Origin of the sequence: Novipirellula methanifontis (assembly GCF_052161655.1) — a bacterium.
Classification (GTDB): domain Bacteria; phylum Planctomycetota; class Planctomycetia; order Pirellulales; family Pirellulaceae; genus Novipirellula.
Genome location: NZ_CP197418.1, coordinates 8,567,988 through 8,582,145, shown reverse-complemented (window position 1 = coordinate 8,582,145; position 14,158 = coordinate 8,567,988). Strand labels below are relative to the sequence as shown.

The window sequence follows — 14,158 nt, the reverse complement described above, 5'->3', positions numbered from 1 at the left end:
GATCGTGGAGCGATCAACGACGATGCGTGGCTTCACGCTGTTGGAGGTGATTTTGACGTTATCGCTGTCCGTCGTGTTGATGATGTTGATCGGCGGTGCGATCCAGTTTTATGCAGACACCATGAACACGCGTGACATGGACGTTCGCCAAGTTCAATTGGCGACCGCGGTGCTGCAAATGATTGAAGATGATCTGCGTTCGGCCGCGCATCCGATTCCGATCGACACGTCGGCTCTCGAAACACTGCTTGCCTCGTCGGCCACTCAGGCTGTCGGTGGTGGCGCGGGCGGCGAAGAAAGCTCCGGTGAGGATCTTTCGGCAGCGGGATTGGCGGATGAAAGCGACATGGCGACGGACGATTCCGCGATGGACACGATGACCGACGTGGGTGTCGACTTGCAGATCGGCACCTCGGTACTGGAAACGCCTGGATTGATCGGCAATCAATATCAAATTCAGATCGACCTCAGTCGCTTGCCCCGTCTCGAGGAATACTCGGTATTGATGGACGGCTCGGCAGCCACGCTTGACGATATCCCGAGCGATCTGAAAACCGTCTCCTATTTTATCCAAGACGCTGGCGCGATTGGCGGTGTGGTGGACTCACTGCAAGACCCTAACGCCTCGGCGATGGATTCCCCGGGTGGGCTCGTACGCCGTTCGCTGGATCGCGCAGCCACGATCTATGCAATGGATAATGGAGCGATCGCGACGCTGAACCAAACCGGCGAGCTGCTCGCGCCGGAGATTGTCGGCATCGAGTTCTCGTACTGGGATGGTGCGATTTGGCAGATCCAGTGGAGCAGTGATGAAATGGGCGAACTGCCCGCTGCGGTTCAAGTTCGTTTGACGATGAATGACCCCACGATTGTCGCAGCCAATGAATCAGGATTGTCCGACGAGAGTCCGGCTCGCACTTTTACCCACATTGTCCGTTTACCGCTGTCGCGTCCGATCGAAGAAAGCGAAGACGAGTTGCTGGAGACCGGACTATGAACACTGAAAACAATACGGTTCTACGTCAACCTCGTCGTGCGAGAGCACCCCGCCGCGGTTTCTTTTTAGTCTTGGTGCTGGTGGTGGTTGCGGTCGCCACGATGGCGGTTTACTCGTTCACCGAGTTAATGGTCGCCTACGACGATTCCGCCAACCTGTCGGGCGATTTGGTGCAAGCACGTGTGAACGTGGAATCGGGCGTCGACACGATTCGATTGCTGCTCTCGCAGCCACCGACCACACGACTCGATTACGGCGGGGTGTATAACAATCCTTCGATGTTTCAAGCAATTACCGTTTCCAACGGAATCGATGGCGTCACCCCCGCGAATTTTACCGTCGTGGCACCAGGAATGTCCGAGACGGGAACGTTGGGCGGCATTCGTTTCGGATTGCAAAACGAGTCCGCTCGGTTGAACATCAATACGTTAACGGTGCTCGAAGAAAATTCGGATCTGATTATTCCAACCTTGGCGCTCACCGGCGCGGACACCGAAGAGGTGGACACTGAAAACTTGGCGGTGTCGCTGCTGATGGCGCTGCCGGGGATGACCGAGGATGTTGCCGATGCCATTTTGGATTGGCTCGACAGTGATGATGAGATGCGTCCGTTCGGAGCCGAGCTGGAATATTACACCACGCTACCGACACCTTATTCGCCCGCCAACGGACCGATCAAAAGTGTCGAAGAACTGTTGTTGGTTCGCGGTGTCACTCCGACGCTGTTGTTCGGCGCCGATGCCAATCGAAATAGTGTGCTCGATGCCGATGAACAGCAGCGATACGGCGTCGGCATCGACACGCCCGGATCCCTGGGCTGGGCCGCCTACTTGACCGTCAACGGAGCCGAAGGGAACCGGACTCGCGACGGTTTGCCTCGCGTCGATGTCAATAGCGACGACTTGGAAACGCTTTACGATGAGCTGTTTGACGCCTTGGGTGACGAGTTGTATGCAAGCTATGTCGTCGCGTACCGGATGTATGGCGAATCACCGGTGGCGGCCGCAGCCGGAGCGAGTGGCAATAACAATGGGAATGTTCAATCCGCCGGCGTCTGGACGGCCGAGGAATTTGGACAACTCGACCTGAGTGCCGGTGCGAAGACGAAGGTGAACCAGGTGCTCGACTTGGTCGGATCGAGCGTGACGATTGGAAATGGTGACAATCAGAAGAAGTACACGTCGCCGTTTGCCGAGGATCCGATCTCGATGGCGATCTACTTACCGCTTTTAATGGACGTTTTAACCACTCAAGATGTCGACTCTTTGCCAGGTCGGATTAATCTGAATGAGTGTCCGGCGGAATTGTTGTACGGCATCCCCACGCTCGATGAAGAAACCGTGCAAGCACTGATCGAGTCACGGACGACCGAGTCGGATGATCCTAATCGCGAATTTGCGACTTGGCCCCTCGTTGAGGGTATTGTGACTCTGGATCAGATGAGAACGCTGATTCCGCTGCTGACTGGCGGAGGCGACGTCTATCGAGCTCAGATTGTTGGCTATTTCGAGCAATCGGGGATCGCCAGTCGTAGTGAAGTGATAATTGATGCAACCAGTGTGAACCCCAAAGTAATCTCCTGGAAAGACCTCAGCCATCTAGGACGGGGTTTTGATTTGTCCGTGTTGGGCCAGCGTTCTGCCGGCTTGTCCAGCGAATGACCACAAGAAAACCATGCCAAAAAAATTAGCCATCGATTGGGACGAAACCGAATTACGGTTCGTTGCTGCGCAGTGCACCGCATCCCAAACCACGATCACCGATGCGGCGGTCGTGCCGATGTTGCCGTCCGGTATCTTTGAAACGCTTCGCAAAACCATTGCCGAACGAGGACTCGAAAAAATCGAGACCCTGGTGGCGATCGGACGCGGTAAAGCCGAACTGCGGGAATTGCAATTTCCGCCGGTGCCGGACGAGGAATTGCCGGACATTGTTCGCTTTCAAGCGATTCGCAGTTTCGCTTCGGCTGGCGAAAGTGCCACGATTGATTATTTGGTCACCAATCGCACCGATGCAAACGTCAACGCGATCGTGGCGGCGGTCGCTCCGGCAAAATTAGCCGAAGTCAAAGAAATTTGCAGCGATGCCTCGTTAATGGTCAAGCGAATCACGCTGCGGCCTCTTTCCGCTGCGGCGTTTTATCTGACTCGCCCAAAGCTGTCGCTCGGTTCAGGCGATGTTGTGCTGATCGATTTGTTGTCCGATGATGCCGAAATCGTGGTGGCTCGCGGCAACAAGGTGATTTTCGTACGTACCGTCCGCATGCCCTCGGGTGAATCGGCGCGTCCAAGGGCTCTCGTCAATGAACTCAAACGCAGCTTGCTCGCGTGTGGCTGTAAATCGCCCGACAAGATTGTGCTCTGGGGCCGTGAATCGGTTCACCGCGATGACGTCGAAATCCTCAGCGAGGCGCTCGACGCCCCGGTGGATGTCGTTAATCCATTTGATTTGGTCGATGTCGATGCAAAGATCAAAGACCAACTGCCAAGCCATGTCGGTCGACTCGCTCCGCTGGTCGGATTGTTGGCCTGTGAAGAAACGCATGCCGACCGTTTGATTGACTTTTTGCATCCTCGCGAACGGGTCGAAGAGAAACCGGATCACCGACGCACCGCCTTGCTCATTGGCGTGCCGGTTGCCGCAGCAATATTGCTGGGCTATCTCGGCTATCGCAAACTCAGCAATCTGGATGCCGAAATTGACCAACTCAATCAAGCCAACGCGGCAATGAAAGAACCGGTCAAAGAGGCCGAGCAGTTTATTGCCGAAACCGAAAAGATCGACCAGTTCCTTGATGCCGATGCGATCTGGCTCGACGAGATTCGTACGCTAGCCAAAAAACTGCCGCCGGCAGAAGAAGTCATTCTCAAGTCGATTGTGGCGACCAGCGATATTCGCTCTGGCGTCAGCACGGTCGTATTGAGTGGCTCGGCGATTAACCCCAGCGTGATCGAAAAACTCGAGTCCTCGATTCGTGACGAAAATCACAGCGTGACCAGTGAAGGGGCCAGCGAGCAGGACGCCAAAAACGCCTATCGATGGGTGTTTACTGAGAAAATTGCGATCCCGCCACACCATGCACGAGCCCGACGGTATACGGGAGTGGAACAGGCACGCACCGCGTCGGCGGACGAGTCGCAAGTCGTGACTGAATCGGAACCGGAACCGGAAACGCCGAAAGTGGAGTCGCCAAAACCGGAGGCTTCTGCTGCGGAACCGGAAGTCGCAGTGACCGAAACTGCTGTCACTGAAACGCCTGCGACTGAAGCAGAACCGCCTGTGACAGAACCCGACTCGCCTGTCGTCGAACTCGATACGCCTAGTACCGAACCCGAAACGCCTGCTGCGGAAACGCCCGCCGCTGAACCGGAACCTGCCGCTTCGGAATCAACCCCCAATCCTGAAAATCCTGCGACCACTGTTCCTGAGGTGCAATCATGAATCAACGTGAACGATTCTTAGCGATTGCCATTGGTGGACTGATGGGCGCGTTGGCGATCCAGTGGGGCGTCAGCAAGTATCAAACAGCCGTGCGAAGCCGGACCACGCGGCTCGATGCGCTTAACAACGAGAAAATTAAGCTCGAAGATCGCTTGCTTGACGGAGCTTATGCCGACCGTCAATTGGGCGAATACTTGTCGCGATCTTTGCCCGGAAATCCTGAACGTGCCCACAGCGATTACCAAAGCTGGTTGCTGGACGCCGTGGAGCAAAACGGACTGAGCAATCCACGTGTCAATCGAACCAACATGTTGCCCGTGGGCGATCTGTATCAACGACTCTCCTACAGCGTCGATGGTCGTACCGATCTGCCAAAGCTGGTTGAGTTTTTGCATACGTTTTATGCAAAGGATTATTTGCATCGGATGAGCAAACTTGTGATCACTCCGGCACGTGACGAAGCGAGCCGTTTTGATGTGAAGATGAGCGTCGATGTGATCGCACTTTCGGCTGCAGCCGAAGATGCGAAACCGCCGACCTCGCGATCATGGCGTGTGGAACCGACGGTCGCCGCGTATCACGAACCGATTTTGAATCGAAACTTTTTTGAACCACCGAACAAGGCACCGCAGTTCACGGGCAAATCGGTGGTCGATGCGATTGTCGGCAAAGACTCGACCACGCCGCTAACGTTCAAAGATCCCGAAGGACACAAGCTGCGATTTGAATTGCTCGAATCGGCACCCGACTTTGTACGACTTGACGAACGGACCGGCACGCTGACCGTTAAATCGGATACCAAACAAGAGTTCGACGTCAACATTCGCGTGACCGATGATGGGTACCCCAACCGCACGACCGAGCAGAAATTGGTCGTCAAAGTAGGCGATCCACCACCACCGCCAAAAGAGCCCGATGCCAAACCGATGTTCGACGATTCGACTCAGACGGTGTTGACCGCGTTGGTCCAAGGCCGCGACGATTGGACGGCATGGATGAATGTTCGAACAAAGGGTAAAACACTAAAACTGCGTGTCGATGACGAATTTGAGATCGGAACTCTCAAAGGAAAGGTCGTTGAAGTGACACCGAAATACGTGTTGCTCGAGATCGATGGTCGACGGTTCGAATTGAAACCCGCCGGTGTGCTGGCGGACGCGGCAAAGAAATCGGAACCGATAGAATACTGAGTAATCCCCGCATTGACCCTGCGTGCCTCCACCATTCGATGTGACCACGTCACTGTCCAATTTGACAATGGTATTCGCGCCGTTGACGAGGTTCAGGCCGATTTTGCCGCTGGCAAGATCACGACGTTGATTGGTCCGAGTGGTTGTGGGAAAACGACATTGCTGCGGTTGATCGCCGGGCTGCAGTCTCCGGTCTCCGGCAAGGTGCAATTTGTGGACAGCACGGCGGCGCGTCGTCGTGGCGATGTGGCATTTGTTTTCCAGCAACCCTCGCTATTGCCTTGGCGAGACACGCTCGGCAATGTGTTGCTGCCGCTTGAGCTGATTGCTCGTGATACGGCAGCTCAGCGACGCGACAAAGCAGCGGCGATGCTAGAGATGATGGGGCTCGGCGACGCACTGCATCGCCATCCGCATCAGTTGTCCGGTGGCATGAAGATGCGTGTCTCTTTGGCGCGTGCCTTGGTTACCGAACCCAGTGTGCTGTTGATGGACGAGCCCTTCGCGGCGCTCGACGACATGCTGCGGAATTCGCTCGGCCAATTGCTGCTGAAACTTTGGCGAGATCTTTCGCTTACCGTGGTGATGGTGACGCACAATATCGCTGAATCTTGCCTGTTGTCGCATCAAATCCTTGTCATGCACAGCGGCAAAGTCACGCAAACGATGGACAATCCGCTGGCCTGGCCGCGTGATGAACAACTGCGTCGCACCGCCGAGTTTGGCGAGTTTTACGGCACGGTCAGCGATACGCTGAGGGGCACGCCGTGATGAATTCTCGTGCTTGGAAATCGGTTGCCCAAAGTGTCGTTTCGGTGATCGCAGGGGCGTTGGTGCTATTAGCGATGTGGAAGGGCGTGATTTGGTATTTTGAATTGCCGCCCATTCTGCTGCCGTCGCCAAGCCAAGTGCTTTGGACCGCGATCCAGGAACGCAAATCGCTGCTTCGCGGCACCTACGTCACCGGGCTAGCGGCCACGGCGGGACTGTTTGCAGCCGTGGTGATTGGATGCGTGATCTCGATTGCGTTTAGTCAATCACGATCGATTCGCAAAGCGTTTTTCCCTTACGTGGTGTTTTTGCAAACCGTTCCCATCGTCGCGATCGCACCGCTATTGATCACTTGGAGCGGTTACCAATTTCGCACCGTCGTGATCGTGACGGTCATCGTTTGTCTGTTTCCAATCGTCAACAGCGTCACTGAGGGACTGCTGGCGATTCAAACGGATTTGAATGATATGTTTCGTTTGTATGGGGCCTCGCGAACGCAGCGATTGTTGAAATTGCAATTGCCAACGGCAGTTCCCTATTTGATGCTTGGTATGAAAACGAGCAGCGGGCTTGCGGTGATCGGAGCCATTGTCGCCGAGTTTTTTGTCGGCAACGGATCGAACTACGATGGGCTGGGAACGCTGATGACGGGTTGGCAAGGTTTTCAGCGGACCGACGCGTTAATTGCAGCGATTTTTGCATCGACTGTATTAGGTTTGTTGCTATTCGCAGTCGTCAACCTGCTTGCCGCGACGGTTTTTCATCGCTGGACATCGGGCGATCGCAAAAGGTAACGAGTTCAGGTCTCTCTGCTTTCATTGTGACGTCGGTTCGCTTACGCTTGGGGACCGAGCGAATGAAAAATCGAAGCTTCACGATGAGGGACAAAATGCGAATCGGAGTGCCCAAGGAAACTTGGCCGGGTGAATTGCGAACCGCGTTGGTGCCCGCCAATGCTAAGAAGCTGATCCGCAGCGGATTTGAAATCGTGGCCGAATCCGGCCTTGGGGTCGGTTCCGGTTTCAGCGACGATGCCTACATCGAAGCGGGCGTCACGTTGCACTCCGATCGGCAATCCATCTTGGCCGATTCCGATCTAATCTTGCGAGTACGCAAACCCGACGCGAGTGAAATCAGCGGTCTTCGGCGAGGCGGAGTCCACATCAGTTTTCTCGATCCGTACAATGAACGCGCGCTGGTGGATTCGTTGGCGACGCACGGTGTGACCGCGATCTCGATGGAGATGATTCCGCGGAGCACACGGGCTCAGAAAATGGACGCGCTCTCGTCCCAGTCCAACTTGGCGGGCTACGTCACCGTGATCCAGGCGGCCTATCACAGCGTTAAAGCGTTCCCGATGATGATGACGCCCTCGGGAACCATTCGGCCCTGCCGCGTGTTTGTGATCGGTGTGGGAGTCGCGGGGCTGCAAGCGATCGCGACAGCAAAGCGGCTCGGGGCTCGCGTCGAGGCCTTTGACACTCGGCCGGTGACCGCAGAACAAGTTCGCTCGTTGGGTGCGAAGTTTGTCGAAATTGATCTGGGCGAAGTCGGGCAAACGGAACAAGGCTACGCCAAAGCACTGACCGACGAACAGGTTGCATTGCAAAAAGAAGGTCAAAAGAAAATCATCGCGGAATCCGATGTCGTCATCACGACGGCTCAGTTGTTCGGCCGACGCGCCCCGGTCATCGTGACTCGCGATATGCTCGAGGCGATGCAGCCCGGCAGTGTGGTGGTCGATATGGCAGTCGAGTCGGGCGGCAATGTCGAAGGCTCGGTACTTAACCAGATCACCGATGTCGGTGGTGTGAAGGTGATCGGGCAAGGCAACTTGCCATCCAAGGTCAGCCGCAACGCCAGCGAAATGTACTCCAATAATCTGCTGAACTTGATCGAAGAGTTTTGGGATAGCGAGACCAAGCAATTGGTGCTCAGCCCCGACGACGAAATCATCCAAGCGGCGGTCATTACCCGCGAGGGTGAAATCGTTAACGAAACCATCCGAAACCTGAATGCGTAAGCGAGAACAATCATGGGTATGGAAGCGGTCTATCTCGGCTTCGTTTTGATGCTGTCGATTTTTTTGGGCTTTGAATTGATTTCCAAAGTGCCGGCGACGCTGCACACACCGTTAATGTCCGGGGCGAATGCGATCTCGGGGATCACCGTAGTCGGCGCGATTACCTCGGCCGGTGCGGGGATGAGCGATTGGGCCACGGCACTCGGCGCGATCGCCGTCTTTTTTGCGATGGTCAACGTCGTTGGCGGTTACATGGTGACCGACCGCATGCTCGGTATGTTCAAGAAAAAAGAAGCTCCCGTCAAAGACCAAGTTTGAAAAAAGGCGATCCATGAGTGCGGAACTAATCGGCGCTGTTTACATCTTCGCCGCAGTTTTATTTATCTACGGTTTGAAATTGCTCAGCTCTCCCGCCACGGCGGTGCGAGGCAATCTGATTTCTTCGCTGGCAATGCTGGTCGCAGTCCTGGTCACGCTGGCGTCCAGCGAGATCATCGATTATCGCTGGATCGCCGTCGCGGCGGTTGCAGGGACGCTCGTCGGTGCGGTTGCCGCGCGCCGTGTCGCGATGACCGGGATGCCCGAAATGGTGGCGTTGTTCAACGGTTCGGGCGGGATCGCAAGTTTGTTGGTCGGTTGGGCGGCGCTTTACATGAGCGACAGCCCTCATATTTCAGCGGTGGTCGCCACCCCCGACACGCCCGCAGTATCGGCGTTCACGATGATCACAATTCTGATCTCGATCCTGATCGGCGGTATTACGTTTTCAGGCAGTTTGGTTGCTTGGGGGAAATTATCCGAAACGATCAGCAGTGCGGCGATGTCGTTGCCAGGCCAACGGTTCCTCAGTTTGTTTAACGTGTTCGCCCTGCTCGTATGCAGCGTGTTGATCTTTTTGCAGCCCGCTTGGACATTGCCACTGGTCATCGCGGTGATCGTGTTGTCGCTGATCTTGGGCGTGATGGCCGTGATGCCAATCGGCGGTGCCGACATGCCGGTCGTGATCTCGCTGCTGAATAGTTACTCAGGGCTGGCAGCGTGTGCCGCGGGACTTGCAATTGATAATTCGATTTTGATTGTGGCCGGTTCGCTGGTCGGGGCTGCGGGCATCATCTTGACAAACATCATGTGCAAGGCGATGAATCGTTCGCTTAGCAATGTACTTTTCTCTGGCTTTGCCGCGACCACGCAAGCGACAAAAGTCGAAGGCGAGGTCAAGCCGATCTCTGCCGATGACGCTTACCTGATCCTCGAGGCGGCATCGTCAGTCGTGATGGTGCCGGGTTACGGGATGGCGGTCGCCCAAGCCCAACATGTGGTGCGGGAATTGGGAGAATTGCTCGAAGCCAATGGGGCGGAAGTCAGCTACGCGATCCACCCCGTTGCCGGCCGCATGCCCGGACACATGAACGTTTTGTTAGCCGAAGCCAATGTGCCCTACGACCAATTGGTCGAAATGGAAGACATCAATCGGCGGATCGAAAACGTTGATGTCGCGGTCGTGATCGGAGCGAACGATGTTGTGAATCCGGCCGCTCGCGAGGACGAGAATAGTCCGATTTATGGGATGCCGATCATCAATGTCGATTATGCACGCACTGTGTTTGTGCTGAAGCGTTCGATGGCTTCAGGATTTTCCGGAGTCGATAATCCGCTGTTCTTTGGCCAAAACACGCGGATGCTATTTGGGGATGCCAAACAGTCACTGTCCGCCGTGATTGCACAGTTCAAAAACTGAGCATAGGGTCGGCCGATCCGGTGCGAAGCCAATAACCCCCGTAGTGGATCTTGCTAAAGATCCTGCATGTGGGATCTTTAGCAAGATCCACTACGCCGGGAATGCGTCACTGATCAATTTGGGTTCCCCGCGATTTACGCTAAGAAAAATTTATGATGTCTAGCCACCCTTTCAGCTTGCTGCGGTCTGTATTCATTCTCATTGGCTGCGTCATGATCAGCGGTTGTGGATCCTCGGATTCATCGACGAATCCGTCGCCACCGCCGATTGTTGGTGGCGAAGCTCTGAAGTCCGTGGCGGTTCAACTGAATTGGTTTCCCGAATCCGAGCATGGTGGTTTGTATCAAGCCGCAGCCGATCGAACGTTCCACTCACACGGATTGGATGTAGACATCCGGCCCGGCGGGCGGCAAAGCCCCGTGGCTCCGGAATTGGTCTTGGGACGTGTCCAGTTTGCGATGGCCAACGCCGACGATGTGGTGTTGTTTCGTAATCAAGGGGCCGACATCGTGGCAGTGTTGGCGACGATGCAAAATCATCCTCGCTGTATTTTGGTTCGCGAAGATAGCGGCGTGACGAAGTTCGAGGATCTCGCCGGCAAAACGCTGCAGCGGCAAGGGGGGCGAGCGTTTCTCGAGTTCATGCGTTCCAAAGGACTACTGGATCAAGTCAAAGAGGTTCCCTATCACGGCAGCGTATCGTCGCTAGTGACGGACAAGGATGTCGCGATCCAGGCGTACTCGTTCGCGGAACCATTGCTGGCGGAACAACAAGGGGGCAAAGTTCGCAAGTTGATGCTCAGCGATATCGGCTGGAACCCGTACTCAAGCGTCCTGATCACCACTGGTGACATGGTTCGCAACCAACCCGATTTGGTTCAAGATTTTGTCGATGCTACGCGGGAAGGTTGGCAGCATTATTTATCCGATCCCAAATTGGGAAACGAGGCGATCTTGAAAGCGAACCAGCACGGTATGACGATCGAGGCGTTGCAATTTGGACATCAAGAACTCAAAACGCTCGCGTTGCCTGAGGGGATGCCACCTGAATCGCTTGGCCAGATGACGGACGAGCGTTGGCAGACTTTAGTATCCCAGATGGTCCAACTCGGCCTCGCCGACGGCGACAAAGTCCACGCCACCGACTGCTTTACCTCGCAATTTATCAAATAATGTGGGATAGGCTTCCAGCCTGTCATCGGCATTAAATGTTTCAATCTAGGCCGCGGGGCGAACGCGGTGCTAACAGCATAGAGCATTTTGTTGAGGCGTCATTCATTCACCCGCACACCAATCGCAGGGCGACAACTTTCGATAGCCTCGGACATCTGTCCGAGGCATTTTCGTCAATATCAATCGAGTCCCAGCGGGCATCGTCGTAGATATTTTGGGAGAAGGGAAATAGGCAAACCGGCGGAAGCCTTTTCTACATTTTTACGCGGCGCGTCGGCGGCGTTTGTCGGGTTCGATGTGGCAACCGAGACTCTCGATTTCAAGCCGCAGCAATTGCCGTGTCACGTGGGCGGCGGTGGGGCGATCGCTGGGGCGAGGCGAGATCATCGTTTCTACGAGTTCCGCCACTGGCGAAAGCAGTAGATCGCTGGCCGCTTCGACTCGCGTTAACCATTGCCAAAGGACTCGTCCGAGCGAGAAAATGTCTGACGCTGGTAGCGCCACCATCTTGTCCGTCATCGTTTCGGGAGCCGCGTACTCGGGCGTGCCTCGAAACAATCGTTTGGGAGAGCAGTGCACACGTTCGGCGAAGCCAAGATCGATTAGCGTAACGTGTCCGGTCGCACCGACCATCACGTTCATTGGTTTCACGTCGCCGTGTACCCAGCCGCCTGCATGCATCGCTTCGAGTGCTTGTGCGACTTGACGCACCAACCATAGACCCACCGGCAGCGGTTTACGAGGCTGTTGGTTCAAATGCTCGTGCATCGTCAACGCGTCCAACTTTGGCATCACCAAAAAGGGCGACGTGCCGGAATCGGACGCGTCCAAGACCGCGATCAAATTTGGATGAAACACCTCGGTCGCGCAGGCCGTGAATTGCTGGATTTGCCGCAGTGATTCGATTGTGTTTTCGCCAATCCCACGCCGTACGACATAATCCCAGCGAGGGCTGCCGGTGGCGTCGGCGGGTTGCGCATAAGCCAATTCCGCCATCTCGCCTTGATGGATCATTTTTCCAAGTCGCCAAATACCTAAGATCGTTCCGCGCGAGTCGGTGGGGCGTGTTGCTGCAGCATTTGGATTTTTCGTTGAAACTTTGGACATCGTAAGTTTCCCCACCAGCGTGTTGAACTAAGAAGAAGACAGAGGGCACCGCATCCTCGCTACCGAATCCGCACCGACGTCATCGGAGCGTTCCACCGTCACAGCATCGACCAGTAAGCCTAGCTAGGTCGAACCGGTAGAGACGGAACCCTAGAAACATCCGAAACTGCCTAACCGGAACGACCGTTTGGGTTTGCAGGGCCGTAACGTGCCTACGTGGCGTTTTGCACACCCATGGCGTATGGATCATTGCCAAGCGGCCTCATTCGCGGATCGGGAATGATTCGGTAACCGCTGCAAAGATGCCGTTGGGTGCTGACAGCGAGGGATGGAGTTCCGTTATGATGAGAATTCGATTTTCCAAATCTCGATTTCACATTTTGATAGGCGCTCGCTGTGCGTTATTTGTCGTTTGCAATTTGCATGTTGTTGGTGGTGGGGTGTGGTTCATCCAAAGAAAACGCGTCGAAGGACGCTTCCTCTGGGAAAACTTCGGCTCCGACCAAGGGCTCGGGCCGTTTTCCGCTGGAAGCCGGAAAATACACCGTTTTGGGGATTTTGACCGACAACCAAGACAACAGTAAAGCGAAAGAGAACGCTGAAACGACGCTATTGACGAATCCCGACGTGGCCTGTCTCGTCGGGCTGTGGAACATCAATACGCCGATGATCTTGGCGGCACTCCGCAGCAGTGATGCGGTGGGCAAAGTCAAAGTGGTTGCGTTTGATGAGCATCAAGAAACGCTGGCCGGAATTCGTGAAGGCACGGTCGTCGGTACCATCGTTCAGCAGCCCTACGATTTTGGTTATCGCAGTGTTGAGTGGTTGACGATGCTCGCCAAAGACAAGCCCGTCGAGGTGCCCGAATCAGGTCTGATCTATATTCCGCACGATACGATCACGCCCAAAAATGTCCAGACGTTTTCGGATCGTATTGATGCGATCAAGGCAGGCAATGGCCCTAAATTGTCGCCCGAATCGGATCTCGATGGCAAAGGCGTGCATGTCGCGTTTATCAGTAACAGTATCGATCCGTTTTGGACGCTGGCCGAATTTGGCTGTAACAAAGCTGCCGAGCAATTTGGATGCAAAGTCGATGTGCAGATGCCGTCGACTGGTTCGATCGAGGAACAAAAACGATACCTCGAAACCAACGCCGCCAACAAACTCGATGGGGTTGCGATCAGTCCGATCGACCCGGCGAACCAAGTCGGCATGATCAACGAAGCCTGTGAGTCGATGACGGTGATTTGTCAAGACAGTGACGCGCCAACTTCAAAACGCAAGTTCTATCTTGGGACCAGTAACTACATGGCCGGACGAGCGGCGGGCAAGTTGATCAAAGACGCGTTGCCCGAAGGAGGCAAGGTGATGATGTTCGTCGGCAAAATGGAGGTCCTGAACGCCCAAGAGCGGAGCCAGGGAATCATCGACGAGCTATCGGACAAACCTGTCCCGGAGGTCTTCCTGCAGTAGTCCAGTGTGGGATAGGCTTCCAGCCTGTCATTGCGCCCATGACGAGCCTGGAAGCCTAACCTACAGTTGAGTTGCTTGCCCAATCGTTACAACCGGACCGAGCGGGGCGAAACGGTGGGAATCGATCTGAGAATCCTCGAGTCTCTACAAGAGGATGCCGAATTTGAATCGATAGGTGACGTAAGTTTCGACAAAGGAAGAAGCGATTCATCCTTTTTGAAAATTCTCTGATCACGACCAAGG

At 55.1% G+C, this 14,158-nt stretch carries 12 protein-coding genes; 11 read left to right on the top strand and 1 reads right to left on the bottom strand.

Annotated features, from left to right (window positions below; translation table 11 throughout):
* Nucleotides 1-4: 4 nt before the first annotated feature.
* From SH528x_RS30540 to SH528x_RS30495, 10 genes are all read left to right on the top strand, one after another.
* Entirely contained in the window at nucleotides 5-997 is a 993-nt protein-coding gene (locus tag SH528x_RS30540; protein ID WP_442507203.1) for a PilW family protein, read from the top strand.
* Nucleotides 994-2,658: a type II secretion system protein GspK gene (locus tag SH528x_RS30535; RefSeq protein ID WP_442507202.1), complete on the top strand. Its 1,665-nt coding sequence runs from the start codon at nucleotides 994-996 to the stop codon at nucleotides 2,656-2,658. Before SH528x_RS30540 ends, SH528x_RS30535 begins: the two co-directional genes overlap by 4 nt.
* Nucleotides 2,659-2,671: 13 nt before the next feature.
* Complete coding sequence (locus SH528x_RS30530; RefSeq protein WP_442507201.1) at nucleotides 2,672-4,438, top strand: hypothetical protein; 1,767 nt, start codon at nucleotides 2,672-2,674, stop codon at nucleotides 4,436-4,438.
* Nucleotides 4,435-5,628 carry a hypothetical protein gene (locus SH528x_RS30525; protein ID WP_442507200.1) on the top strand — a complete coding sequence of 398 codons (1,194 nt, stop codon included), beginning with the start codon at nucleotides 4,435-4,437 and terminating at the stop codon, nucleotides 5,626-5,628. The genes SH528x_RS30530 and SH528x_RS30525 overlap by 4 nt, the downstream gene beginning before the upstream one ends.
* A gap of 12 nt (nucleotides 5,629-5,640) precedes the next feature.
* Nucleotides 5,641-6,399 carry an ABC transporter ATP-binding protein gene (locus tag SH528x_RS30520; protein ID WP_442507199.1) on the top strand — a complete coding sequence of 253 codons (759 nt, stop codon included), beginning with the start codon at nucleotides 5,641-5,643 and terminating at the stop codon, nucleotides 6,397-6,399.
* Nucleotides 6,399-7,193, top strand: coding sequence for an ABC transporter permease (locus tag SH528x_RS30515; protein WP_442507198.1), 795 nt, complete (start codon nucleotides 6,399-6,401; stop codon nucleotides 7,191-7,193). Before SH528x_RS30520 ends, SH528x_RS30515 begins: the two co-directional genes overlap by 1 nt.
* A 62-nt stretch (nucleotides 7,194-7,255) precedes the next feature.
* Entirely contained in the window at nucleotides 7,256-8,422 is a 1,167-nt protein-coding gene (locus SH528x_RS30510; protein WP_442507197.1) for an NAD(P) transhydrogenase subunit alpha, read from the top strand.
* 12 nt (nucleotides 8,423-8,434) lie between these two features.
* Complete coding sequence (locus tag SH528x_RS30505) at nucleotides 8,435-8,740, top strand: NAD(P) transhydrogenase subunit alpha (RefSeq protein ID WP_425571380.1); 306 nt, start codon at nucleotides 8,435-8,437, stop codon at nucleotides 8,738-8,740.
* A 13-nt stretch (nucleotides 8,741-8,753) separates the two neighbouring features.
* The gene (locus SH528x_RS30500) at nucleotides 8,754-10,160 is read left to right on the top strand and encodes an NAD(P)(+) transhydrogenase (Re/Si-specific) subunit beta (RefSeq protein WP_442507196.1); all 1,407 of its coding nucleotides are present in this window, start codon (nucleotides 8,754-8,756) and stop codon (nucleotides 10,158-10,160) included.
* A 152-nt stretch (nucleotides 10,161-10,312) separates the two neighbouring features.
* On the top strand, nucleotides 10,313-11,332 hold the full coding sequence (locus SH528x_RS30495; protein ID WP_442507195.1) for an ABC transporter substrate-binding protein: 1,020 nt from the start codon (nucleotides 10,313-10,315) through the stop codon (nucleotides 11,330-11,332).
* A 261-nt stretch (nucleotides 11,333-11,593) separates the two neighbouring features.
* Here the strand turns inward: SH528x_RS30495 and SH528x_RS30490 are convergent, their stop codons facing one another.
* On the bottom strand, nucleotides 11,594-12,439 hold the full coding sequence (locus SH528x_RS30490) for a serine/threonine protein kinase (RefSeq protein WP_442507194.1): 846 nt from the start codon (nucleotides 12,437-12,439) through the stop codon (nucleotides 11,594-11,596).
* A gap of 396 nt (nucleotides 12,440-12,835) precedes the next feature.
* On the opposite strand from SH528x_RS30490, the gene SH528x_RS30485 reads away from it, so the two are divergent.
* A complete protein-coding gene (locus tag SH528x_RS30485) occupies nucleotides 12,836-13,915 on the top strand; it encodes a substrate-binding domain-containing protein (protein WP_442507193.1) in 1,080 nt (359 codons plus the stop codon).
* Nucleotides 13,916-14,158 lie beyond the last annotated feature (243 nt).